General features: G+C 61.4%; 18 protein-coding genes and 8 pseudogenes. 16 read left to right on the forward strand and 10 right to left on the reverse strand.

Annotated elements, in window-relative coordinates; genetic code table 11:
* Positions 1-456: 456 nt before the first annotated feature.
* The 3 genes and pseudogenes from NKJ17_RS23690 to NKJ17_RS23700 form a co-directional block, all read left to right on the forward strand.
* Positions 457-846 carry a hypothetical protein gene (locus NKJ17_RS23690; protein ID WP_352453859.1) on the forward strand — a complete coding sequence of 130 codons (390 nt, stop codon included), beginning with the start codon at positions 457-459 and terminating at the stop codon, positions 844-846.
* Between the two features lie 674 nt (positions 847-1,520).
* Positions 1,521-2,405, forward strand: a pseudogene (locus NKJ17_RS23695) (IS1380 family transposase); the annotation flags it as partial.
* 168 nt (positions 2,406-2,573) lie between these two features.
* A pseudogene (locus NKJ17_RS23700) lies at positions 2,574-2,738 on the forward strand (LysR family transcriptional regulator); the annotation flags it as partial.
* Here the strand turns inward: NKJ17_RS23700 and NKJ17_RS23705 are convergent.
* On the reverse strand, positions 2,725-3,930 hold the full coding sequence (locus NKJ17_RS23705) for a beta-ketoacyl-[acyl-carrier-protein] synthase family protein (protein WP_352453892.1): 1,206 nt from the start codon (positions 3,928-3,930) through the stop codon (positions 2,725-2,727). The pseudogene NKJ17_RS23700 and the gene NKJ17_RS23705 sit on opposite strands and share 14 nt — an antisense overlap.
* Positions 3,931-4,206 carry an acyl carrier protein gene (locus NKJ17_RS23710; protein WP_352458906.1) on the reverse strand — a complete coding sequence of 92 codons (276 nt, stop codon included), beginning with the start codon at positions 4,204-4,206 and terminating at the stop codon, positions 3,931-3,933.
* Between the two features lie 575 nt (positions 4,207-4,781).
* Between NKJ17_RS23710 and NKJ17_RS23715 the strand changes: the two are divergent.
* Together NKJ17_RS23715 and NKJ17_RS23720 are read left to right on the forward strand one after the other, a co-directional pair.
* Positions 4,782-4,883 (forward strand): annotated as a pseudogene (locus NKJ17_RS23715) (LysR family transcriptional regulator); the annotation flags it as partial.
* Between the two features lie 69 nt (positions 4,884-4,952).
* Positions 4,953-5,963: pseudogene (locus NKJ17_RS23720) on the forward strand (IS1380 family transposase); the annotation flags it as partial.
* A 694-nt stretch (positions 5,964-6,657) separates the two neighbouring features.
* Here NKJ17_RS23720 and NKJ17_RS23725 read toward each other — a convergent pair.
* The 8 genes from NKJ17_RS23725 to panB all read right to left on the reverse strand — a co-directional run bounded on the left by NKJ17_RS23725 (position 6,658) and on the right by panB (position 14,093).
* Positions 6,658-6,918, reverse strand: a complete 261-nt coding sequence (locus NKJ17_RS23725; protein WP_352496595.1) for a helix-turn-helix domain-containing protein — start codon at positions 6,916-6,918, stop codon at positions 6,658-6,660.
* A gap of 406 nt (positions 6,919-7,324) precedes the next feature.
* Positions 7,325-9,148: a glutamine--fructose-6-phosphate transaminase (isomerizing) gene (glmS, locus tag NKJ17_RS23730; RefSeq protein WP_352690209.1), complete on the reverse strand. Its 1,824-nt coding sequence runs from the start codon at positions 9,146-9,148 to the stop codon at positions 7,325-7,327.
* Between the two features lie 815 nt (positions 9,149-9,963).
* Positions 9,964-10,374: a DNA -binding domain-containing protein gene (locus tag NKJ17_RS23735; protein WP_084643024.1), complete on the reverse strand. Its 411-nt coding sequence runs from the start codon at positions 10,372-10,374 to the stop codon at positions 9,964-9,966.
* Between the two features lie 58 nt (positions 10,375-10,432).
* The gene (locus NKJ17_RS23740; RefSeq protein WP_352496584.1) at positions 10,433-10,807 is read right to left on the reverse strand and encodes a transcriptional regulator domain-containing protein; all 375 of its coding nucleotides are present in this window, start codon (positions 10,805-10,807) and stop codon (positions 10,433-10,435) included.
* A gap of 22 nt (positions 10,808-10,829) precedes the next feature.
* Positions 10,830-11,462, reverse strand: a complete 633-nt coding sequence (locus NKJ17_RS23745; protein ID WP_352496585.1) for an acyl-homoserine-lactone synthase — start codon at positions 11,460-11,462, stop codon at positions 10,830-10,832.
* A gap of 93 nt (positions 11,463-11,555) precedes the next feature.
* Positions 11,556-12,281 carry a LuxR family transcriptional regulator gene (locus NKJ17_RS23750; protein ID WP_352690212.1) on the reverse strand — a complete coding sequence of 242 codons (726 nt, stop codon included), beginning with the start codon at positions 12,279-12,281 and terminating at the stop codon, positions 11,556-11,558.
* 94 nt (positions 12,282-12,375) lie between these two features.
* Positions 12,376-13,236 carry a pantoate--beta-alanine ligase gene (gene panC / locus NKJ17_RS23755; protein WP_352684187.1) on the reverse strand — a complete coding sequence of 287 codons (861 nt, stop codon included), beginning with the start codon at positions 13,234-13,236 and terminating at the stop codon, positions 12,376-12,378.
* Positions 13,233-14,093 (reverse strand): 3-methyl-2-oxobutanoate hydroxymethyltransferase, encoded by an 861-nt coding sequence (gene panB / locus NKJ17_RS23760; RefSeq protein ID WP_352458526.1) that lies wholly within the window; start codon positions 14,091-14,093, stop codon positions 13,233-13,235. Before panB ends, panC begins: the two co-directional genes overlap by 4 nt.
* Positions 14,094-14,265: 172 nt before the next feature.
* Between panB and NKJ17_RS23765 the strand changes: the two genes are divergently transcribed.
* From NKJ17_RS23765 to NKJ17_RS34105, 11 genes and pseudogenes are all read left to right on the forward strand, one after another.
* Positions 14,266-15,234 carry an NUDIX hydrolase gene (locus NKJ17_RS23765; RefSeq protein WP_023722073.1) on the forward strand — a complete coding sequence of 323 codons (969 nt, stop codon included), beginning with the start codon at positions 14,266-14,268 and terminating at the stop codon, positions 15,232-15,234.
* 66 nt (positions 15,235-15,300) lie between these two features.
* On the forward strand, positions 15,301-16,275 hold the full coding sequence (gene nadA, locus NKJ17_RS23770; RefSeq protein ID WP_352690214.1) for a quinolinate synthase NadA: 975 nt from the start codon (positions 15,301-15,303) through the stop codon (positions 16,273-16,275).
* Entirely contained in the window at positions 16,272-17,813 is a 1,542-nt protein-coding gene (locus tag NKJ17_RS23775; RefSeq protein ID WP_352690216.1) for an L-aspartate oxidase, read from the forward strand. Before nadA ends, NKJ17_RS23775 begins: the two co-directional genes overlap by 4 nt.
* A complete protein-coding gene (gene nadC / locus NKJ17_RS23780; protein WP_352508056.1) occupies positions 17,813-18,667 on the forward strand; it encodes a carboxylating nicotinate-nucleotide diphosphorylase in 855 nt (284 codons plus the stop codon). The genes NKJ17_RS23775 and nadC overlap by 1 nt, the downstream gene beginning before the upstream one ends.
* A gap of 95 nt (positions 18,668-18,762) precedes the next feature.
* Positions 18,763-19,209: pseudogene (locus tag NKJ17_RS23785) on the forward strand (biotin synthase BioB); the annotation flags it as partial.
* A pseudogene (locus NKJ17_RS23790) lies at positions 19,206-19,430 on the forward strand (8-amino-7-oxononanoate synthase); the annotation flags it as partial. The pseudogenes NKJ17_RS23785 and NKJ17_RS23790, both read left to right, overlap by 4 nt.
* An 11-nt stretch (positions 19,431-19,441) precedes the next feature.
* Positions 19,442-20,077, forward strand: a complete 636-nt coding sequence (gene bioD / locus NKJ17_RS23795; protein ID WP_352690218.1) for a dethiobiotin synthase — start codon at positions 19,442-19,444, stop codon at positions 20,075-20,077.
* Positions 20,077-21,342: an adenosylmethionine--8-amino-7-oxononanoate transaminase gene (locus NKJ17_RS23800; protein ID WP_352690220.1), complete on the forward strand. Its 1,266-nt coding sequence runs from the start codon at positions 20,077-20,079 to the stop codon at positions 21,340-21,342. Before bioD ends, NKJ17_RS23800 begins: the two co-directional genes overlap by 1 nt.
* Positions 21,339-22,322: a 3-oxopimeloyl-[acyl-carrier-protein] synthase BioZ gene (gene bioZ / locus NKJ17_RS23805; protein ID WP_352690222.1), complete on the forward strand. Its 984-nt coding sequence runs from the start codon at positions 21,339-21,341 to the stop codon at positions 22,320-22,322. The genes NKJ17_RS23800 and bioZ overlap by 4 nt, the downstream gene beginning before the upstream one ends.
* Before the next feature lie 83 nt (positions 22,323-22,405).
* Positions 22,406-22,690 (forward strand): annotated as a pseudogene (locus NKJ17_RS23810) (aspartate 1-decarboxylase); the annotation flags it as partial.
* A gap of 29 nt (positions 22,691-22,719) precedes the next feature.
* Positions 22,720-22,926, forward strand: a pseudogene (locus NKJ17_RS34105) (NrtR DNA-binding winged helix domain-containing protein); the annotation flags it as partial.
* Positions 22,927-23,448 lie beyond the last annotated feature (522 nt).

A 23,448-nucleotide genomic window follows, 5' to 3' on the forward strand; every position in this document is an offset into this window, starting at 1 on the left:
GCCTGCAAGGAACACGGACTAGCGAAACGTCACGCTTCAGCGGAATGCTCAAAGGCGAGCGCACCGGAATATGCTCTGCAGGAGGTCCGGACCTTCGTAAACAAAGTTCTCGACGATCAAGCGCCCGGCGGTCCAGAGCTTCGAGGGACGCCACCGCGAGGGTTTCAGGTACAAGACGGCCCGAAGATGGGCTTGCCGCAAGAGAACGGACTTACCAGTGGGATGTTCAGCGACGCCGATGCAGATGTCTGGAATGATCACGACATCAATTGTCGCGGCAACTTTGGCCTCGGGTTCCGTAGATCCAGCGCATTCCGCTTCAGGATCGGTTCGAACCGGAGCACGCCCTCGGTCAATGGACGACCGGCAAACCCTGAATGATCGGTCGTGAGCCGACATCTGTGAACAAGCGGTGTGGTCGATTGCTATCACCCATGTGTTGCGCGCAGGTACCTTATGGCAGTGGATGAACTGGATTTGATGGTTTTACGGCTGGCGGTCGAAAGCGTCCGCTCGCTCTCCTTAAGCTTCGCTGAAAAGGCCGCCGAGGTAGCCACCAGGAGCCGCGGCATCCTGCTTTTCGACGTGCGGGTCGACGGTCATGCGGGGGTCCAGCGGGTCGCAGCCATCCGATATCAGGGCGACCAGATCGGCGTGCTGGCGTTGGACAGACAGGGCCTTGTTACCCACCATTGCATCGTCAACGGTACGTTCTCACATTTCATTGCGCCCTTGGAGACCTGGCACAGCATGCCCCTGTCGATGCAGGCCAAGATCGATGCCAACGGCCATGCCAGTCTCTTCCTAGGGGCCTTGCGAAATGCCGGACATTTGCTGGGCAGCTAGCATTTGGCCAGAATGCATCTGTGAATTTTTGCATGCGCATCGCTGCCGAACCGCCGGCATGATTGTCGTGCTCGAAAACGGCGGCGGCGATCGCGGCAAAGCGATCGCCGCGATCATGGCGATCAACGCGTGGGCGTTGCATCGATGCGCGATCGTTTGAGACGGAGATCTCCGCCTGGCATCGAGCAACATGCACGGAGGTACGCAAAGCGCAAATGCATCAAGTAGTTGAAGGGACGAGCCCCTCGCGCAAATGGAGCTTGCGCTGCCGTTGTCGTCCCATCGTGCCGCCGAACTCGGGGGCGTGACGATCGACCACGATGGCCTATTTTTTTGCAAAGCCGAATGTCCCGATTCCGAAGCCAAGGAAAAAACTCCGACCACAGCGAAGAATAGTAACAACACGGCGACGCGAGCCGCCTTGCGCTCTAGCAGGGGAGGTGCTTGCGGTGCTCTCACCGACACAAGATCGCAAATGGCACGTGGGTGAGCACCAGAACTGGCGACACGCATGGTGATCGGCTTGACTCGCTGGAGGAAGCACAAGGCCTCAGTGGGCGGAGGCGCCAGCGACGGTCGAATACTGACTGGCTGCTCGGGATCTGATCGTTGAAATGACGTAGGATTTGGTTGCTTAAGCCGATCCGAACCATTTCCCGGAGACCACACCCACCATGAACGATCTTGCGCTGCCGCTGAGCGGTTTGTCATCAGTCGGCGGCAAGTCCGTCGTCGCCCGTTTCGACGGCGGCATGCTGTCGTCCAACAGCGGCGTTCTGGCCTTGGCCGAGGTGGAAAAGCGGTTGCGGGTGGCCGAGCGTCTGGCGCGTTGCATCGACGATCCGCGCTGCCCGGACCAGGTCGTCCACAACCTGGCGGACATGATCGGCTTTCGCATGAAGATGATCGCCGCCGGCTACGAGGACGGCAACGACGCCAACCGGCTGCGCCGCGATCCGGTCTTCAAGATGGCCCAGGATGCGCTGCCGTCGGGTCGGGATCTGGCGTCGCAATCGACGCTGTGCCGGCTGGAGAACCTACCCGGCGTGCGGGAGCTGGTCGCGATGGGACGGGCGATGGTCGATCTCTATTGCGCCTCGTTCCGGCAGGTGCCGAAGCGGATCGTGCTCGACATTGACGACACCTTTGATGCCGTGCATGGCGGCCAGCAATTGCGCCTGTTCAATGCCCACCATGACGAGTACGGCTTCCAGCCGATCGTCGTGTTCGATGGTGCGGGACGGTTCGTCAGCGCGATCCTGCGACCGGCCAAGCAGCCGAGTGGGGCTGAGATCCGCCCCCACCTGCGCCGTCTGGTGCGGGCGATCCGGATCAACTGGCCGAACATTCGAATCCTGCTCCGCGGCGATAGCCATTATTGCAACCCGCAGGTCATCGACTGGTGCCGCGCCAACGATGTCGACTTCATCCTCGGGCTGGCGCCCACCACGACGCTGCGCAAGCATGTCGCGGATCTGGAGGCCAGCACGACGGCGCGCTTCGAAGCGTCGGCCAAGACAGGCAAGGTCCGCAGGTTCAAGGAGTTCGTTGACGGCGCCCGCGGCGCGGCCGGGCCGGCAGCACTCAGGCGACTATAACGGGCGCAGAGCCGACCCTGCGGCTTCCAGACATTGTCGTGTACAGCTTCAGACCCTCAAGCCGAGCCCGCAGGGCCTCGCTTACCTTTTACGGGGCGGCGGTACGTCCAAGCCGCTTCAACAGTTAAGAATTTCGCAAAGACGATACCCCCGGATCGTCGAGCTTCCGCTGCCACTTCCCGCATTCGCCGAGGCGGTCAATGACCCGCCCTTCACAATAGTTATCCGGCAAGCATCTGGATGCGAGAGATAATGTTGCCGGAGGCATCTCTCATGGCTTCTACACCTGCCTGAACGCCAGAACCGCGTTCGTGCCGCCAAAGGCGAAGGAGTTGCTCAGTGCCACGCGCACCTTGCGCTCGCGTGCCACATTGGGCGTGACGTCGAGATCGCAATCGGGGTCCAGCTCACGATAATTGGCAGTCGGCGGCACGACGCTCTCGCGGATAGCCATCACGCAGGCGATCAACTCGAGCGCGCCGGACGCGCCGAGGCAATGCGCGTGCATGGACTTGGTAGAAGAAATGGACATTGAGAAGGCGTGCTGACCGAAGACGCGCTTGATCGCCGCCGTCTCGATCTGGTCGTTGGCCTTGGTGCCGGTGCCGTGCGCGTTGAGATAGTCGACATCCTCGGCGTCCAGCCTGGCATCGGCAAGGCAGGCCCGCATTGCTGCCTCCGGCCCCTCGACAGTCGGCGCGACGATGTCGGACGCATCGGCGGAAAGGCCGGCACCGGCAATTTCGGCAAGGATGGTGGCGCCCCGAGCCAGGGCATGCTCGTAGCTTTCCAGCACCGCCATGCCGGCGCCTTCACCAAGCGACAGGCCCTGGCGATCGGCCGAGAATGGCCGGCAAGTATCGGGCGAAAGCACGCGGATCGCTTCCCATGCCTTCAGCACACCCCATATGAGCGGCGCTTCGCTGCCGCCGGCAAGCATCACGTCGGCCCGGCCGAGCCTGATCTGGTCCACCGCGCAGGCAATCGCATGGTTTGCCGAGGAACAGGCGGACGTGACGCCGAACACCGGCCCGCGCAGACCAAGACTCATGCTGACCTGGCCGGCAGCGGCACCCGGCATCGCCTTGGGTACAGTCAAGAGAGCGGCACGCTTACCGCCCAGAAGGATGGCGCGGTAGGTTTGCTCGATCGCATCCCACCCGCAGCCGCCAACGCCCACCGTCGCACCGAAGCGATAGCTATTTCCCTCTTTGGAGGAAAGTCCGGCCTGACGCATGGCTTCGCGCGCCGCAAGCACAGCGAGCAGGCTGAAGCGGTCCATGGAGATGAGTTGCTTGCCGTCGATGTCATGCTCCGGCAGCGCCTTGATCTCGGCACCGATCCTGACCCTCAATTCATGGAGCTCGGAGTTGACGATTGGGCCGATGGCGGAGCGGCCTTCTCGCATCTCTGTCCAAATGGCGGCGGCGTTGGTCCCAAGCCCGCAAATACCGCCAATCCCAGTAATCACGACGCGCCTGTCCATTCACACCCCCTTAGCGAGCAAGCTGCGCACGGCTTCCACCATGTCCCCAACATTCTGGAGATCCGACCATGCCTCGGCCGTATTCATCTCGATCTGGATGCCGTAGGCCTGCTCCAGGTCCCAGAGAACGTCCGCCAATCCCAGTGAATCGATACCGAGCGAAGTCAGTCCCGTGGCAGCCGTTATCTCGCCGCCTGTGGCAGGCGCTATGCCGCCCTCCGACGCGGCGCGCTTCTTGATAATGGCGATTATTTCGTTGGCGAGTTGATCTGCCATCTTGTTCCTTTCCAGCTTGCGTTTTCGGCGTCGTTCAAAACCCGAGTCGCGTCGCGTTGCCAAAATTGCCCCTCATGGAGCCTGTGCGACCGACCAAGCCCAATGCCCATAGGAACCGGACGAGTTCCGGCTTCTGCGGCGTCAGCCCGATGACGAAGAAAAGTCGCCGGCCTCCCGCTTTTGCGCCAGCACATCAAGAATCTGCGTGTAAATGGATAGGAACCGTCGTCAAACGTCAGCTAAACGCTGCGACGGTGGGTGCTGTCAGCGTATTCACTCGGCACCTCATATGTAATCGAGATGTTTCATAGCTCCGGACCAGTTGCGATCAACTATTGTACCGGTCCGCCATTCGTCGGAGAGTTCGACATGATCGGAGCGCTGCCTCTCATTCCCAGTACAATCTCCACCGCACGCGACAGATTTCCTCTTTCGGGCTCTTCTCAAGGGACTCGCCACGCGATAGAGGCAGTGATCGGCGCACGTGAGGTCCTGCCAAGTCCATGCGACATTCCGGAAAATTGGTAAAATCGTTTGTTTCAATCAAATGCATCCACGCTATGGATAGCTAAGACATGCGTTTCAAAGGGCTCGATCTGAATCTTCTCGTCGTTCTCGACGCGCTGCTGAGCGAGCGCGGCCTCACGGCGGCGGCACGCCGCATCAACCTAACCAAATTCATCGGGGTTGGTGGATGTGGCGCAAGCCGTTGAAATGACGTCAGGATTTGGTTGCTAAAGCCGGGTCGGGATCTGGCGTCGCAATCGACGCTGTGCCGGCTGGAGAACCTACCCGGCGTGCGGGAGCTGGTCGCGATGGGACGGCCGATGGTCGATCTCTATTGCGCCTCGTTCCGGCAGGTGCCGAAGCGGATCGTACTCGACATTGACGACACCTTCGACGCTGTGCACGGAGGCCAACAGCTTCGCCTGTTCAATGCCCACCATGACGAGTACGGCTTCCAGCCGATCGTCGTGTTCGATGGTGCGGGACGGTTCGTCAGCGCGATCCTGCGACCGGCCAAGCGGCCGAGTGGGGCTGAGATCCGCCCCCACCTGCGCCGTCTGGTGCGGGCGATCCGGATCAACTGGCCGAACATTCGAATCCTGCTCCGCGGCGATAGCCATTATTGCAACCCGCAGGTCTGCCGCGCCAACGACGTCGACTTCATCTTTGGCCTCGCGCCCACCACGAGCCTGCGCAAGCATGTCGCGGATCTGGAGGCCAGCACGACGGCGCGCTTCGAAGCGTCGGCCAAGACAGGCAAGGTCCGCAGGTTCAAGGAGTTCGTTGACGGCGCCGCTAGTTGGAGCCGCGTCGAGCGCATCATCGCGCGGGTCGAGGTCGGCGCCCAAGGTGCCGATACCCGCTTCGTCGTCACCAACCTTGCCGGTGGGAAGGCCAAGGCGCTCTACGAGGATGTCTACTGCCGGCGCGGCGCGGCCGAGAACCACATCAAGTCGTGGAAGACGCATCTTGCCGCCGACCGCACATCCTGCACCAGAGCGACGGCCAACCAGTTCCGGCTATGCCTGCATGCCGGTGCTTACTGGTTGATGTGGGGCTTGCGGGCCGCGATGCCGAGGCGCTCGAGCTTTGCCGTCGCCCAATTCGACACGCTGCGATTGCGCCTCATCAAAATCGCTGCGCGGGTGGTCGAGATGAAATCGCAAATCCGTCTGCACCTGCCGACATCATGCCCCGACCAGCGCATCCTGCGCATCGTCCTCGATCGCATCCCTCAACTCGTGACATAACGATGGGGCGCAGACGCCCCGAAACGAACCCGTCGACCGCAACCTGCAAACCCCCGCCTGCCATCACGACGAAGCAATCCCGGCGCCTGACGAGGCGCGTGGAAAAGCACCACAACGGCGACCACAACGTCGCTTCAGGCGGTCAAAAGCTTATCGCCGTGCATCAAGGCGGCTAGAAGCGCGCCGGCAGCCTGGCGGGGGGCTTGGGGTTAGACTGCCGGCGCACGCCACTCATGAAGAGCGGCCCCTTTTTGCGGTTCCGACACCCATAGTCAACCCGGCAGCGTCTGGATGCCCGCTGTGCTCTTTTCAGAGCGGCTCGCGATGCCGGCCATGTCGGCCGATCCTGCCTAGGATGGGGGGCCACTCTCGTCGGCCGAGTTGATGCTCCAGCCAGTATCGCCTTGCCGACCAGCATGGGTTCGCCGTTAGCAATCCATCCTCGCGGGCCAATGCTATCGTGCACGTGTCGCAGCACTCCGGGCGGCTATATCGCCTAAGACAGCATGACGAAGCGTTCCAACTTCCTGTCGGCGAGCCCGTGTGCAGTTCCTGACTCGGACAGTGGACGAGAATTCTCTTGGCGGTACTGCGCCAGAAGGCATTCGCGTCCAACGGAATCAAGCGACGACTATCAGCCGCAAACGTCACATCACAAGAGCGGTCTTCCACCCATTGCAGATTATCCGACTGATCAGGCGGCGTCCGATATGTCCGACTCTGCCTCAAGAATTCCCACAGGTATGGACAGCGATCTCGCTATCCGATTCCGATAGCCCTTATTGTACTTTAGACCCCGCTCGATGTTTTGGATTTCCTGAGCGGCAAGCCCGCACGCGACCGCGAGGTCCTCGATTGAATACCCAAGGTGCTCACGATAAGCGCGGATGATGTGGGTCCCCTGCGACATAGCCGTCAAGACTGGCTCGGGAATGCGCGAATCCTTCATAAACATCTCCAAGAAGATGGGAGCGCCTGACAAATCGGGAGATTTCCTCCCCAACCCTGGCGCACACCCAGCAAATCAAAAAAATGGACGTCCATTCGGCCGGACCGGCCTCATCCATAATGGGCCACTTGAAATTGGCAGCCGGGTCGGAATATGGCGGCTCACCTGCTTCTGATCAAGTTCTAAGAACCTGCCCGCCATGAGATGGCCTGATCGGCTGTAGCGCATTCGACCTGCGATCCTACACGACTCATTCTCCCCGATGGCTTTCTTGAACAGCAACTCGAACTCTCACTGACGCCTCCAGTGGCTATTCGCGGCACCGTCCACCCAGCCTCGCGGACGCTGATACCTTCGACCACCGCCGATGCAGCGAAGATGGACAAGCATCGCCACCTATAAAGGTTCACAATCACTCGACCGTGACCGATTTTGCGAGATTGCGCGGCTGGTCTACGTCTGTGCCCATGAAGAGCGCCGTGTGGTAGGCAAGAAGCTGTATCGGCAGCGAGAAGATCATCGGCGCGATAATCTCGTCGACAGCCGGCAACACGAGCGTGTGCATGGTGTTGAGTTTCGATGCGGCTGCCCCTTTTTCATCGGTGATGAGGATAATCCGCCCTCCACGGGCAGCCACTTCCTGCATGTTGGAGACGGTCTTGTCGAAAAAGCGATCATGGGGCGCGATGACGATCACTGGCATGTTGTCGTCGATCAATGCGATCGGACCGTGCTTCAATTCACCCGCCGCATAGCCCTCGGCATGGATGTAGGAAATCTCCTTGAGCTTCAGCGCACCTTCCATCGCTAGCGGGAAACTGGTGCCACGGCCGAGATACAGGACGTCACGACACTTTGACAGTTCGCGCGACAGGAACTCGATCTCCGGCTGGATGCTGTTGAGTACCTGGCCCATGACGCGCGGCACTTCGGCGAGGCTCCTGACGAGCGCCTGCAGCTCGTCTTCGGTGACGGTCCCGCGGGCTCTGGCGGCGCCGATGGCGAGTGCGGCTAGAACGGCAAGCTGGCAGGTAAACGCCTTGGTGGAGGCGACGCCGATCTCCGGTCCGGCAAGGATCGGGAAGACCGCATCGGCTTCCCGAGCCATGGTCGATTCGCAGGCATTGACGATAGCGCCAATTTTCAGCCCACGCTCCTTGCAGTACCTCAACGATGCGAGCGTATCGGCGGTTTCGCCGGACTGCGAAATGAAAAGAGCCGCCGACTGCGGCGACAACGGGATCTCGCGGTAACGGAATTCGGACGCAACGTCGATTTCAACCGTCAGGCGCGCATAGCGTTCGAACCAGTATTTTCCGATCAGTCCGGCGAGATAGGCGGTCCCGCAGGCCGAGATCGCCAAGCTCGGGATCCTGGCGAAATCGATGCCAGAAACCATGTCGGCGCGATTCTCTATGATGTTGCTATAGTGACGGAGAGCATGGGCGATGACTTCGGGCTGCTCGTAGATTTCCTTCTCCATGAAGTGGCGATGGTTGCCCTTGTTGGCCAGATCGGCCGCGGCCGTGGAGGTATGGCGCGGACGCTCGACTGGATGGCCGTCGAAATCGAAGATATGGGCGCCCGAATTGCCGACAATGGCCCAGTCGCCCTCGATGAGATAGGTAATTTCATTGGTGAAGGGAGCAAGCGCGATCGCGTCGGAGCCCAGGAACATCTCGCCGTCGCCGTGACCGATCGCCAGCGGTGGTCCGTTGCGCGCCGCCATGATGGTCGACGGATCATCTTCGAAGAGGACGGCAAGCGCATAGGCACCCCTAACGCGTTTCAGCATGGCACGCATCGCCTCTTGCCGCCTCATGCCGTCCCGGCGGGCTCTTGCCAAGAGATGCGCGACGACCTCCGTGTCGGTGTCGGTCTGGAACTCGGCGCCAGCCGCCGCCAATTCGTCCTTCAGCTCGGTGAAATTCTCGATGATGCCGTTATGGACGACGGCGACACCGTCGGTAAAGTGCGGGTGCGCATTGCGTTCCGTCGAGGCCCCATGGGTTGCCCAACGCGTGTGGCCGATGCCGATGTTGCCGCTCAGGGGCTCTTCCTTCAGTCTCCTCTCGAGATTGACGAGCTTGCCCTCGGCGCGCCGGCGGTGCAAGGCACCTTCGGTGATCGTCGCAACGCCGGCGGAATCATAGCCGCGATATTCCAAACGCTTCAATGCGTCGACTAACCGATCCGACACCGGCTGTTGCCCAACGATACCAACAATCCCGCACATGTTCGTCTTCCCATTCTTGCCGGCAGCTTCAGCCTACGCGAGACGGATACCCATCCGGCCGCTTTCATTGGGGGATCTTCTAGTAGTATTGGGTAATATTGGTATAATTGATTGTAGGGATAGCTATCATCCACCCCATGGATAAGCCGCGTTTGGGGCCCTGATCTAACTTCCTCGTTGCGCCTGACGTCCTCATGACCGAACGCAAGCCCACACCCCGCGGCACGAAGGAACAATGGGCCATGCGCGATCATCCCGGCCACGCACCTGACCACGAACCGCCGCCGCTCGTGGTCACGCGGTGATCGGCATGATCACACAGCACTGTAGTTAGGCAGCATCAGCGACGCATGGTCGGCATCATCATCATCGGCAACGTCGGCGCCGTCGGCATGATTCACGTGTTCGTCACGTTGATCATAATCATCGTCGCCGCCGATCTAGTTTCTGATTGCCTGCCGCTTTGACGCGGCTTTCGCCGGTAGAGCTTAGCCCGCGATGGCCTATCAATACGCTGTTAGTCGGCATAGCCGAAACGAGAGTCAGGCGGCGCAGGCCACAGAGCACGTTCAGCGACGGTTTCAGTCAGCGCCGGCTTTGTCGGGGTTCGTAACGGTCATCAGGATTCTCGGGGCATGAATGCACTATCACGAAAACGTTGGTTCTCAGTGCTTCGTCCGTATTACTCAAACCCGATTCCCGCAGCGGAAGAACTAGGCGCGTGTCACGTCTTGTACAAGGCACAATAGCAGTGAGAAATGGAGATTGATGCCTGCGCGTTTTCGAATAAGACAATCACCAAGCTGTCACCCGAATTACATCAGGAACTGTCTATAGCCGCCGCCCATCAGGTAGCGGCCACGTTGGATGGCGCGACGCACCTGATCGCGAAGATGGCTACCTGGATGAGACCAATCTTCTTCGACACGGCGTCTCCCGAACAGGGCAATGGCGATCTCCTGATGAGATGCTCCCGCAAGCGAGCCATCCAAAGCCTGGAGCACGATACGCAGACGCGCTCCGCGGGGTTCCGGCGGAAAGCAAGCAGCTGCCAGGCGGCCGCAACCATTGATGTCGTTCAGGAACTGAAGGGCAGCGACATGGAACTTCAGGTGCTGCGGCTGCACGATCGCGTCGACATATAGCCGCAGCGGGCGGAGAACGGATGCACCGGAAAGGGCGATCTGCAGACTCCGGCAGTCCTCCCTCAGCAGCACGTGCTGCACGCCGGCAGGTGTCAGCAGGATGTCCTTGCAGCATGAGAGCGAAGGGAGATCAAGCGGTTCAAAATCGTGGTCGAGCCCAACCGGCTCCGCGGCCGCTCGTAGAATACGGGCGCAGTCGCGCGGATCCCAAAAGACCCTTGCCGACGTAGCGTCCGACTGTGGCGCGTCCGCGAAAAAGGAGGCTCCATTGTCTTAGGAAAGATGATCCTGTCGTCAACTCGATTATCTTCATGTCGGCCTGGGCTCCGACAATGTAGGCGGACGGTGCCATTTTGGCGTGGTCGCGCTGAAATTGTGGATTGCGCCGAAGAAACTCCCAGGCCCAGGCAGTGCGTGGCAATCGTCTGGCGTAGTGGTAAGCTTCGTGACGACGCCAGTCCGGCCAGCATACAAGACCGACCGTCGCTTCCTTGGGCAGACCAGCATCCTTCACGGCTCAGGTGTCCACAATGGCGCTATGCCGACGGGCCTAGAACCGGTTGCCACAGTACCGGTCCGCTCAGACGTCCCCTGCTGCGGATGCGCAAAAGGCTCGCGCGGGAAATCTCGAGAAACCCGGCCACCGCCTCCGTTTTGCCGACGGACTTGGGTTGTCCGATGCGCGACAATGGCCACGTCGCGAGGCGAAGGATCCGTTCCATGCGCGTGTCCGTCACCGTTACTATCCGGGTCAGATCCTTGGCCAAGCCGAACTCGATCATGCCCGCGAAGAGCTCGTAGGTTGCCTGGGCCAGTCCGCCCGCTGCCTTGGGCGCCGACGGAGGGAGATCGAGCGCGAAACGACTGCTCTCCCATATGTCGGAGGTCGAGGGCACGACGTCAGCACCCAGCAGCACCGGGAACGTGTCGCGCAACATTGTGGGTCCGGTGCTGGGCAAAAGACGCACGCAACCGCGAATTCGCCAGTCGGATCCCTTGAGGAGCAGATAGACAGGCTTCAGACCATCAAACGGGTCTGTTTCCATCTGGTCTTCGGTATCAACTTCCCAATCGAGCCTTTCCTTGAACACCCGAAACCTGAGCCCGTGCATCTCTTTGAGCTCGCTTGCGAACTCGTCGTAAAGGTCTGGTGTTATCAGCTGCATCATGGTCGCCTCCGTGCGGGATGTGTTCCCGCCATCGAAGGGCAAAGCCGGCAGCGATGCAGCCTGTAGAGGTTTACAGCTATCGTGGCCGACGAATCAGGATCTCGCCTGGCCGGAGGCAGCCAGTCGTGCAACGGCCTGGTTGATCGTTCGAACGCCAAGCTTTGCCTTGGCGTTTTCCAGATGAAAGGTCACGGTGCGCTTTGAGACGCCGAGAAGCTGGCTGATAACCCAAGCCGACTTGCCGCGCGCCGCCCATTTCAGGCACTCGAACTCCCGCGGGGTGAGCGTTACACCATCCACCACGCGATCGTCGGCGAGCCTGCGCCGGACATGGATATGAAAGTTGATGGCCACCAGCTGCAATGCTTTTTCGTAACGTGTCAGTGACCGCAACAGAGGCGGGCGGGACTCGTCGGAAGCAAAGGTCAGGGCAGCAAACCGGCCGCAATGATCATGCATGGATATCGTCAGGCCGCCGCGGATGCCAAACTCAGCCGCACTCTCCAGAATTTGTTGCTGCGAATTCGGCAGACAGTGCCGAGCGCGATCCACACCCCAATCGAAGGTATCCCAGCCTTGCAGCCCGCGCAGGATGACCGGATCAAGACTGTGGTACCGCTGTTGCAGATAACGTGATGTCCAGGATGAAGGATAGTTTGAGATCAATTGCGGGGCGTCGCCGGGGGCCGACGGGTAAGTGAAATAGGCGAATAGCGGAAAATCGAAGCCGGCTGCAGCGGATGCCATTGCCTCACCGAGATCGGCAGCATCAACACTTGCAGACAGTTGCTCAACGAAGTTCTCAAACACGCGATGCATTTGCGCTTTGCGTAACCTCCGTGATCGCTCGATGCCAGGCAGAGACCTTGTTTTAAACGATCCCGGACGGATACAGCGCGTGCCGAGAACCCCGTTAATCTGTTGAAACCCGTGATATTCTGACGTTGTCTATGAGCCGTGTGCCGCCGAGCCAGGCCGCGACAAGCAAGCGTGCAGGTCGGTCAAGGCTTGTCATGGGTCGCAGATCTGCCTCGTCGCGAAGTTCCAGGTATTCGACCTCGCGATAGCCCGCAGCCAGAATTGCTGCGCGCGCTTCGGCAAGCGTTGGCAGGACGGGCGAGCCGCGGGCAAGCCGCTCAGCCGTCTCGAGCAAGACCGATGATAGCTCGGGGGCAACAGCACGCTCTGCTTGCGAGAGCCGGACATTGCGCGATGATAGTGCAAGACCGTCGGCTTCGCGGACTGTCGGACAAGGAACAATGGTGATTGGAATATCCAGGTCCCGGGCCATACGCCTGACTAGCTGAAGCTGCTGAAAGTCCTTTTCGCCAAAGAAGCCGAAGTCAGCGCTGGTCTGCAGGAAGAGCTTGGCGACGACGGTCGCCACGCCATCGAAATGTCCCGGCCGGAAGGCACCGCACAGGCCCTCGCTGACACCGGACACCGAAACGGTCGTGGCGAAGGCCGCCGGATACATCTCCTCTGCGTCCGGCGCATAAAGCAGGTGCGCGCCAAGCGGTGCCAGCTTGGCGGCATCCTCGTCCTCGGTGCTCGGATACGCGGCGAGATCGGCCTCGCTGTTGAATTGCTTTGGGTTGACGAAGAGCGTCACGATCACCCGGTCGGCCTTCACGAGTGCCGCGCGCACCAGGCTGAGATGGCCCTCATGCAGGACGCCCATCGTTGGCACGACGGCAATCCTCACGCCCTCGCGGCGCCATGCGGCGACGATTTGGCGAAGCTGGGCAACGCTCCTGACAATCGGCACGCTCACGCTGCTTCTCCGCTCTTGGTGGCGTCCCCGTCGGCGGGCTTGGGCGCATCGGCAAACACGTGCTCGGCGGCCGGAAACTGGCGCTCCTTCACTTCCCGCGCATAGGCCGCGATCGCAGCCGCAGCGGCCTCCCCCAGTTCAGCATAGCGCTTGACGAATTTGGGCCGGAAGTCGCCGAAGAGGCCCAGCATGTCGTCGACGACGAGAATCTGGCCGTCACAGGCGGCCGAGGCACCGATGCCAATGGTCGGGGTCGCCACCTCCCCGGTGATCCGGCGGGCGAGCGCCTCGGGAACCTTCTCCAGCACGACCGCAAAGGCGCCCGCTTCGCTCACCGCAAGCGCGTCGCGCCTGATGCGCTCGGCATCCCCGCCTCTGCCCTGGACGCGGTAGCCACCGATGGTGTTGATCGCCTGCGGCGTCAAGCCGACATGGGCCATGACCGGCACGCCGCGCGCGGCGAGGAAGCCGATCGTCTCTGCCATCGTTTCGCCGCCTTCGAGCTTGACGGCCGCGCAGCCGGTCTCGGCCATGACGCGCGCGGCATTGCGGAAAGCCTGCTCGGGGCTTTCCTCGAAGGAACCGAACGGCAGGTCGACGACCATCAGCGCCTGCTCGAGGCCACGGCGCACGGCCTGGCCGTGCGTGATCATCATCTCCAGCGTCACACCGAGCGTCGAGGGCAGGCCGTGGAGAACCATGCCGACGCTGTCGCCGACCAGCACCACATCGCAATGGGGATCGACAAGCCGGGCGACTGGCGTCGTGTAGGCGGTAAGGCAGACGAGCGGCGTCCCACCTTTGCGCGAACGAATATCCGGCGGTGTGATCGCCTTGGTGTCACCAAACGCACTCAATGGACCCTCCTTCCCCAACGTTACCAACCGCGGGTGTCGCGTTTGCCACATTTTTGTGCAAGTGCGAAGAGCTAAAAATGCCGTGCAGCTGTGCGGTGTTGACGTGCGGACAGGCGCGCTTACACTTAAATCGATTCAGGCGCCCCCGAGCTGGCCAACCACTTTCGCGAACATGGACGATCAGGCAAAAGGACCCAGGAAAGACAGAGCCGCCGTCAAGGCCGACGAAGTCAAAGTGGACCTGATCGCCTTTGTCGTCGCCGTAAACGACAGTGAACCCTGTGTCCTCACCATCGGCCAGGCGGACACCCTGCCCTCCGGACCATTTGCGCTTGAGCACCGATCGCTGCAATCCGGTTTGAGGGGGTGGGTCGAGCAGCAGACCGGCCATCCGCTGGGGTATATTGAGCAACTCTACACCTTCGCGGATCGGGATCGCATCGGCGCCGAGCGCCAGCAGCGCGTCATCTCCATCAGCTATCTCGCATTGACCCGCAAGGAACAGGCAGCTGGCTCGCCCAAGTGCGGCTGGCAGAGCTGGTATGAATATTTTCCATGGGAGGACCACCGCTCCGGCACGCCTCCGGTCGTGCTGGACGTTCTGCGACCGCGCCTGATTGAATGGGCAGACGGCGTCAGCGACGCGGCCACGCGACGTGAACGCTGGCAGCGGGCGACGATAGCCTTCGGCTTCGACGACCGCCTTTGGAACGAGGAACTCACGCTTCAACGCTATGAGTTAGTCTACGAAGCAGGCCTGGTCCAAGAGGCCGGAAGCGGACGGGACGCGACGCTGCCTCCGCTGGTGCCCAGCAAGTCTATGGTCGCCGATCATCGCCGCATCGTGGCGACCGGCATTGCGCGGCTGCGCTCCAAGATCAAATACCGGCCGGTCGTCTTTGAGCTGATGCCGCCGGTCTTCACGCTTTTGCAGCTGCAGCGAACCGTGGAGGCGCTTGCCGGCAGGCTCGTGCGTAAGCCGAACTTTCGCCGGCTGATCGAGCAGCAGGAGCTGGTCGAAGAGACCGGAGAGGCAACCGCGGAGACCGGCGGCCGGCCAGCGAAGCTTTACCGGTTCCGCCACGCCGTTCTCGACGAGAGGGTCATCGCCGGGACAAAATTGCCGCTGGCGCGGGGTTGACATCGCTTATACTCACAGCAAGTATATGCTGGTTATTTTCAACTAGAGTATAAGCTGGAGGGGTCGATGAGCGCCATGCTGCCTGCGACCGCGTTTCTCTACGAGCGCGTCCGACGAGTGATCCCGCCGATCGAATGGCCGGCTTTCGTCGAGGATATCGAGGCGATCCTTGCACTGAAGCGCGAGCGCAACGCCATCATCCTGGCGCACAACTATCAGACCCCCGAGATCTTCCATTGCGTGGCCGACATCGTCGGCGACAGCTTGGCACTGGCCCGCACGGCTGCGACGATCGAGGCGCAAGTCATCGTGCTGGCCGGCGTACATTTCATGGCCGAAACGGCCAAGCTGCTCAATCCGCAAAAGACGGTGCTCATTCCCGACCTGCGGGCAGGCTGTTCGTTGGCGGAATCGATCACGGCAGAAGACGTGCGCTTGATGCGCCAGCGTTATCCCGGCGTGCCGATCATCACTTATGTCAACACGTCGGCCGAAGTGAAAGCCGAGTCGGATATCTGCTGTACATCCGGCAACGCCAAGGCGGTCGTCCAATCCCTTGGCGTTCCCCAGGTGATCATGTTGCCGGACGAATATCTGGCCCAGAATATCGCCGCCCAGACCGATGTGCAGATCATCGCCTGGAAAGGGCATTGCGAGGTGCATGAGCGCTTTACACCGGCCGACATCCGCGAGTTGCGCGAAAGCCATCCCGGCGTGATCGTGCTCGCGCATCCCGAATGCCCGCCCGACGTCGTGGCTGAAGCAGATTTTTCCGGCTCGACCGCTGCCATGTCCGACTATGTCGAGAGGCAAAGGCCGGCACGTGTCGTGCTGATGACGGAATGTTCGATGAGCGACAACGTCGCGTTAGCGCACCCAGAGGTCGAGTTCATCCGGCCCTGCAATTTGTGCCCTCACATGAAGCGGATCACGCTTGCCAACATCCGCATAGCGCTCGAGCAGAACCACCATATCGTAACCATCGAACCCGGGATCGCGGGGCGCGCGCGGCTTGCGGTCGAACGGATGCTGGCAATTTGAGCGCCGATGTCCGCAGCTCCTTCGGGCGGCCCATCATCATCGGCGGCGGCATCGCCGGATTGATGACCGCGCTTCAACTGGCGCCGGAGCCGGTGCTGCTTCTGTCCAGGACGCTGCTGGGAGCTGACAATTCGAGCACGTGGGCACAGGGTGGTCTGGCTGCAAGTTTCGGCGAAGACGACGATCCGGCACTGCACCTGGCCGATACGCTTGCCGCCGGGGATGGTCTCTGCGACAGAGACGTGGCGAGCCGCATCCTCCAAGCCGCGCCCAAGGCGATAGAGGGGCTTGCGGGCTTTGGGGTTCCCTTCGACCGTACGCCGAAAGGATCACTGTGCCTCGGATTGGAGGCCGCACACAGCCGACGTCGCATCGTTCATGCGCATGGTGACGGCACCGGGCGTGAGATCATGCGTGCCCTGATCGCGGCTGTGCGTTCCACTCCCTCGATTGTTGTCGTGGAGGGCGTGGAAGCGCGCCGGCTGGCGGTGCAAGAGAATGCGATCCGAGGCGTCTGGGCGAGCGGTTCGATAGGACCTGTCTTCTTCGGCTCACGGCGGGTCGTCCTCGCCACCGGTGGGATCGGGGGACTGTTTCTCGACACCACGAATCCTTCGGGCAGTTGTGGACAGGGCCTGGCGCTTGCGGCCCGCGCTGGAGCTGTCCTTGCCGACCTCGAGTTCATCCAGTTCCACCCGACCGCGCTTGACGGCCCGGAACGCCCTATGGTGCTGCTGAGCGAGGCCGTCCGCGGCGAAGGTGCTGCCCTGATCGACGAAACCGGCCAAGCTTTTCTCCAGAGCGTGCCAGGGGCGGAACTTGCGCCTCGTGATGTCTTGGCGCGCGCCGTCTGGAACCATCTTGCCAACGGCCACCGTGTTTTTCTAGACGCGCGGCAACGGCCTGGCCCGGAATTTGCTCGACACTTCCCGACAATCGCATCAGCCTGTCGTGGAGCCGGCATCAATCCCGCGCGCGATCTCATCCCCATTCGTCCGGCCCAACACTACCACATGGGTGGCGTTGCCGTGGACGGCTCCGGTAGGACCTCCGTCAAGGGGCTGTGGGCCTGCGGCGAAGTCGCTTCGACAGGACTGCATGGCGCCAACAGGCTCGCCAGCAATTCCTTGACCGAGGCCGTCGTGTGCGCGCGCTGGGTCGCTGAAAGTGTCGCCGGAACGCCTGCTCGCAGAACAAGGCCTGCGGTTGCGGACGTTTACCCATCGCCCGCTCCGATACCGGTGCGTGTTTTCCTGTCGCGCGCACTCGGCATCGTCCGGGATGGTGAAGGTCTGAAAGCAGCCGCACGTGCCTTATTGCCGCTCGCCGAAAGCCAGGACGCGGCCTCGGATGCGGCGGCTGTCGGGCTAATGATCGCGGTTGCCGCCTTGTTGCGCCAAGAAAGCCGCGGCGCTCATTACCGGACAGACTTTCCTCATCATGCGACTGTCGCCCGACGGTCCGAAATCACCCTCGAAGCCGCCTTGGCCGCTGCGCGGGAACTCGGACATTCGCCAAGCCTCGAAGGGGCAAAGTGATGACGTTCTCACCGCTTCCCACGGTCATGCTTGAGCCGCTGGTAAGGGCAGCTCTTCTTGAAGACCTTGGCAGAGCCGGCGACTTGACCACGGAGGCCATCGTCCCGAAGGAACACCAAGCGGGAACCGTGCTGGCGGCGCGCCAGTCCGGAGTTGTCGCCGGCCTCGATCTTGCGATGCTCGCTTTCCGCTTGATTGATCCTGATATCGAAATCTCGGTGGAGCGGGCAGACGGCTCCAATGTCATGGATGGAGAGGTCATTGCATCAGTGGTTGGCCCTGCCCGGGCCATTCTCACAGCCGAACGGACGGCACTCAATTTTTTGTGCCATCTGAGCGGCATCGCTACAGCAACGGCATCGATCGTCGCTGCGGTTCGTGGATATGGCGCGAAGATCGTCTGCACGCGCAAGACGACGCCCGGATTGCGGGCAGTCGAAAAATACGCCGTGCGCGCAGGTGGCGGATCCAATCACCGCTTCGGCCTCGACGACGCAATTCTGATCAAGGACAACCACATCGCCATCGCAGGCGGCGTTCGCCCGGCGCTCGAGCGAGCACGAAGACGGGCCGGTCATCTCGTCAAGATCGAAGTCGAGGTCGATACGCTGGCCCAGTTGGAGGAGGTACTTGGCTTCGCTCCCGATGCGGTTCTGCTCGACAACATGTCCCTCGCCGATCTTCGCCGCGCCGTCGCAATCGTTGGCGGCCGTGCTATCACCGAGGCTTCTGGCGGGATCGCATCCGATACAGCGCGAGCGATTGCCGCGACCGGCGTTGATCTGATTTCAGTCGGCCGACTGACCCACAGCGCGCCGATCCTGGATATCGGCCTCGACTATTGGGGCCCATGATTGCCTGAGGGACGAACAGGATCGAATCAACTGTCCTTTCCGATCGTCATCAATCAGACAGCAAAGCAAGGCAAAACCGGAGGAACAGCATGGACATGCAAACAGCCAGTCCAACGCAGACATCGCCACAGGCTCAAGCCCCTGACCCTGGAGCGTGGACCCTGGAGAAGGCTCGGGCACTTCACGATGCCCCCTTCAACAATCTCCTCTTCCTCGCGCAAACCGTGCACCGCCAGAATTTCGATCCCAACAAGGTCCAGCTCAGCCGGCTGCTCAGCATCAAGACAGGCGGATGCCCGGAGGATTGCGGCTATTGTAGCCAGTCGGCGCATCACGAGACCGGCCTGAAGGCGTCGAAGCTGATGGAGGTCAGGCGCGTCGTCGCCGAGGCGAAGAAAGCGCGTGACGCCGGCGCCACCCGCTATTGCATGGGCGCGGCCTGGCGAAACCCCAAGGCGCGCGACATGGATGCGGTCGTGGCGATGGTCGAAGGCGTCAAGGCGCTGGGCATGGAAACCTGCATGACGCTCGGCATGCTCGATCAAGTGGCTCTCAGATCCAGCCCTTGGTGATCGGCGATGTCAGGCGCACCATGGCAGTGGCGGCGCGCCTGCAGGCCCGCGGCTTCGACATACGCGGCATTCGTCCGCCGACCGTGCCCGAGGGCACGTCGCGGCTGCGCATCTCACTGACGCTCAATATCGGCGAAGCCGACATTTCCGCCATGGTCGAGGCGCTCGTCGAGGTGTTGGCTCAGACATGACCGGAGGCGACATGACCAAGCGCATCGTCATCACCGGAACAGACACCGGAATTGGCAAGACCGTGTTTTCGGCCGGGCTTGCCGGCCTGCTTGACGGTTTCTACTGGAAGCCGGTGCAATCGGGCCTCGACGGCGAGACCGACAGCGAGGCGGTTGCACGGCTTGCCGGGCTTCCGTCGGGGCGCGTGCTGCCGGAAGCCTACCGCTTGAAGAGCCCGCTTTCGCCGCATCGTTCGGCCGAAATCGACGACGTTTCGATCGAGGCTGCCGATCTTTCGTTTCCGGTCCTGCCGACACCGCTCGTCATCGAAGGCGCCGGCGGGCTGATGGTGCCGCTGAACCGCCGGACAAGGTTCATCGACATATTCGAGCAATGGCAGTTGCCGGTCATTCTGTGCGCCCGCACCGCGCTCGGAACAATCAATCACACCCTGCTGTCGATCGAGGCCCTGCGGGCGCGCGCTATCCCGCTGGCTGGCATCGCCTTCATCGGCGATGAGATGACCGATACGCAACGGACGATCGTGGAATTCGGCGACGTGCCGCAAATCGGCAGGCTGCCGCACCTCGATCCGCTGACGGACAAAACGCTGAGACAAGCGATGATTGCCGGCTTCGACCTCGCTTTGATTGCCGGAGGCGGATGATGCCGCAATCCCGTGTGTGGCATCCCTTCACCCAGCACGCGCTCGAGCCGGCGATCCCTGAAATCGTCCTGACTGAAGGCGCGTATCTCCACAAAGCCAATGGCGTGCGCATTCTGGACGCCATTTCCTCCTGGTGGGTCGTCACCCATGGCCACCGCCATCCCCGCATTATAAAGGCAATCGAGACGACCGCCTCGAGCCTCGACCAGATCATCTTCGCAGGTTTCACGCACGAGCCTGCCGAATGCTTGGCCAAGGCGCTTGTCGGACTCGCTCCCGCCGGACTCGACTGGGTGTTCTATTCCGACAGCGGCTCGACCAGCGTCGAAGTCGCCCTGAAGATGGCGCTCGGTTATTTCCGCAACATCGGCGCGCCCCGCTCGCGCATCGTCGTCATGGAGCACAGCTATCACGGCGACACGATCGGCACGATGAGCGTCGGTGCGCGTGGCGTGTTCAACGCCGCCTACGAACCCTTGCTGTTCGAGGTCGACACCATTCCCTTCCCGGCCGCCGGCCGCGAGCAGGAAACGCTGGATAGATTCGAGGCAGTCTCCCGCGACCGGCGCGCCGCCGCGCTGATCGTCGAACCGCTCGTGCTTGGCGCCGGCGGCATGCTGATGTATCCGGCCTCGGTTCTGACTGGATTGAAGAAGATTGCCGAAGCCTCCGGCACGCTGCTGATTGCCGACGAGGTGATGACCGGCTGGGGCCGCACCGGGAGAATGTTCGCCTGCGAGCAGGCATCGATTTCTCCAGATATCCTGTGCACCTCCAAAGGCTTGACCGGCGGCGTGATCCCGCTGGCGGCCACGCTTGCCACCGATGCGATCTTCCAGGCTCATTATTCAGCGGATCGCAAGAAGACGTTTTTCCACTCGAGTTCCTACACGGCCAATCCGATTGCCTGCGCGGCAGCACTCGCCAATGTCGAGATCTGGCGTGACGAGCCGGTGGCCGAGCGGATCGCGGCCTTGAGCGAGAGACAGGCCGCCGGGTTTCGACGCTTTCGCGACAATGCCAACTTCACCGACAGCCGCGCGATCGGCACGATCCTGGCTCTCGACCTGCGCGCCGGCTCTGCCGGCTATCTGGCCGAGATCGGACCTAAGCTGCGGGCCTTTTTCCTCGAGCTCGGCCTGCTTGTGCGCCCGCTCGGCAATGTCCTTTATCTCCTGCCGCCCTATTGCGTCACCGGCGACGAGCTCGATCGGCTCCATGACGCGATCGAGGAGGCCGGCGAACGCTTCGGCTCAAAGCCATGAGCAGGTTGTCGCGCCTTCTCGGGTTTGGCCATCATGCGCCTAGCCGAAAGGTGGCGAATGCCGAAATTGAGAACAATCTCGGCCTCGAACCGGGCTGGATCGAGCGGCGTACTGGAATCCGGTCGCGCTTCTGGGCAACGGACGAAGACACGCTGTCTGGTCTTGCTGCGCAGGCCGGCGCCATGGCGCTGGCCAGCGCCGGCATTGCGCGCCACGACATCGGTCTGCTGCTGCTTGCCACTTCGACGCCCGATCACCTCCTGCCGCCCAGCGCGCCCCTGGTCGCACATCGGCTGGGGCTCGGCCGCGCCGGCGCTGTCGATCTGACCGGCGCCTGCGCCGGCTTCCTCTATGCGCTGATGTTTGCGGACGGATTTACCCGCCTGCACGGCAAAGCGAGCCTTGTTATCGCCGCCAATATCCTCAGCCGCCGCATCAATCCCTCTGAGCGCGCCAGCGCCGTGCTGTTTGCCGATGCCGCCGGCGCCGTCGTGATCGGTCCGTGCGACGATACTGATCGGGGGATTCTCGGTGCCTCCGTGGATTCGGACGGCTCGCGATACGGCCTGATCCAGATTCCCGCAGGAGGAAGCAACATCCCGTTCCACGGTGACCTCGACCTCGCGCAAACCCGAATGACGATGACCGACGGCCGCGAAGTGTTCGCAAAGGCCGTCGAGATGATGACCGATTGCTCGATAAGCGCGCTAGCCGCTGCCGGAGTGCGACCACAGGATGTCGACCGGTTCGTGCCGCATCAGGCCAATGCTCGCATTTTCGATGCTGTCGGGAGTAACCTCGGCATAGCGGATCAAGCAATTGTCAAGACGATTGCCGAATACGGCAACTCTTCGGCCGCGACGATCCCGCTCTCACTGTCGCTCGCCAATCAAGCGGAGCCGTTTCGGCCGGGCAAGAAAATACTCCTGGCGGCGGCAGGTGCGGGACTCAGCGGCGGGGCGCTCGTCGTCGGGATTTAGCCCAGCGAAGCTGCTCAACATTAGGACTGACTTTGTGAGATGAATAGGACAACGGGACCAATGCGAAAAATAGCGCCGGCAAGCTGCACGGCATCCACGTCACCGAAGCAAACCTCAACTACCACGGTTCGATAACGCTCGACCCTGACCACTGCGAAGAAGCCGGGATCCTGCCAATGGATTCGTGGAGACATGGAGCAAGACTTCCGGCGCGCGGATCTCGACCTATGTCATCCTCGGCGAGCGCGGCTCTCGATGCTGCATCCTCAACGGCGCGGCCGCCCGGACCTGCCAGCCCACTCCATCCATCTGGACGAAGCGCGCATTCCTCTCTGAAGCCGCGGATCGTTACGTTCGTCATCAACAATGTCGTTGGCTTCTCGCCGATGGCAATGCGCTGACGCGGACGGCGTTGACGACTACATCGGCAGGGGCGCTTCAGCAGAACTTTCGCCGGTCGATGGAGCAGCAGGAACTGGTGGAGGAGACCGGCGAAAGTGCTTTTGACACCGGCGGTCGGCCGGCGAAGCTTTATCGCTTCCGCCACCATGTCCTCGACGAAACGGCGGTCGCCCGGACAAAATTGCCGCTGGCGCGGGCTTGACATCCTTTATACTCAACGTAGAAATATACCCTTATAATCAATTCGATTATAACGAGAAATTCATTCGCACCGTCCGAACCCACGGTCTCGCTCGGGAAGCCCGTATGAGTGGATCGAAGTGATCTTGGAAATGAAACGCCCGAGGACGGGCTTTCAACCTTTGTCGTGAAGGAGGTGCCGCGCGAGTGGGCCAATGCCTTGCGGCAACGGTGAAGGATGTATACCGCCAGTAAACGCATGCGTCAAAGCCGCTATCTAATGTACAGTTCGTATAAATGTGCGATACGTTCGATTTGTGCAAGTAACACTTGGAGAAGTGTCGCATAAAAGAAACGTTTAATTACATAAAGTAGGCAAGCTAAACTTTAAACTTGCACAAATGAGCGTAGGGCGCCCTGTTCCAGGGCGCCTTTTTTAAGGATTATCATTAGACTCTCTCCCGGGGGAACTGTGGGTGAAGAAACAACGCATCGTCCTGCTGGCAGCTGTTTTGGCGTCTGCCTTTGGCTTTTTTTTGCTGAT

The sequence above is a fragment of the Mesorhizobium sp. M0208 genome (genome assembly GCF_040322015.1).
In the GTDB taxonomy this organism is placed as follows: Bacteria; Pseudomonadota; Alphaproteobacteria; order Rhizobiales; family Rhizobiaceae; genus Mesorhizobium.

Excerpts from the sequence above, each read along its gene's own strand:
- NKJ17_RS23690 (WP_352453859.1), top strand. The coding sequence starts at position 457 with ATGGCAGTGGATGAACTGGATTTGATGGTTTTACGGCTGGCGGTCGAA.
- NKJ17_RS23705 (WP_352453892.1), bottom strand. The coding sequence starts at position 3,930 with ATGGACAGGCGCGTCGTGATTACTGGGATTGGCGGTATTTGCGGGCTT.
- NKJ17_RS23710 (WP_352458906.1), bottom strand. The coding sequence starts at position 4,206 with ATGGCAGATCAACTCGCCAACGAAATAATCGCCATTATCAAGAAGCGC.
- NKJ17_RS23725 (WP_352496595.1), bottom strand. The coding sequence starts at position 6,918 with ATGTTTATGAAGGATTCGCGCATTCCCGAGCCAGTCTTGACGGCTATG.
- glmS (WP_352690209.1), bottom strand. The coding sequence starts at position 9,148 with ATGTGCGGGATTGTTGGTATCGTTGGGCAACAGCCGGTGTCGGATCGG.
- NKJ17_RS23745 (WP_352496585.1), bottom strand. The coding sequence starts at position 11,462 with ATGATGCAGCTGATAACACCAGACCTTTACGACGAGTTCGCAAGCGAG.
- NKJ17_RS23750 (WP_352690212.1), bottom strand. The coding sequence starts at position 12,281 with ATGCATCGCGTGTTTGAGAACTTCGTTGAGCAACTGTCTGCAAGTGTT.
- NKJ17_RS23765 (WP_023722073.1), top strand. The coding sequence starts at position 14,266 with ATGGACGATCAGGCAAAAGGACCCAGGAAAGACAGAGCCGCCGTCAAG.
- nadA (WP_352690214.1), top strand. The coding sequence starts at position 15,301 with ATGAGCGCCATGCTGCCTGCGACCGCGTTTCTCTACGAGCGCGTCCGA.
- nadC (WP_352508056.1), top strand. The coding sequence starts at position 17,813 with ATGACGTTCTCACCGCTTCCCACGGTCATGCTTGAGCCGCTGGTAAGG.
- bioD (WP_352690218.1), top strand. The coding sequence starts at position 19,442 with ATGACCAAGCGCATCGTCATCACCGGAACAGACACCGGAATTGGCAAG.
- NKJ17_RS23800 (WP_352690220.1), top strand. The coding sequence starts at position 20,077 with ATGCCGCAATCCCGTGTGTGGCATCCCTTCACCCAGCACGCGCTCGAG.
- bioZ (WP_352690222.1), top strand. The coding sequence starts at position 21,339 with ATGAGCAGGTTGTCGCGCCTTCTCGGGTTTGGCCATCATGCGCCTAGC.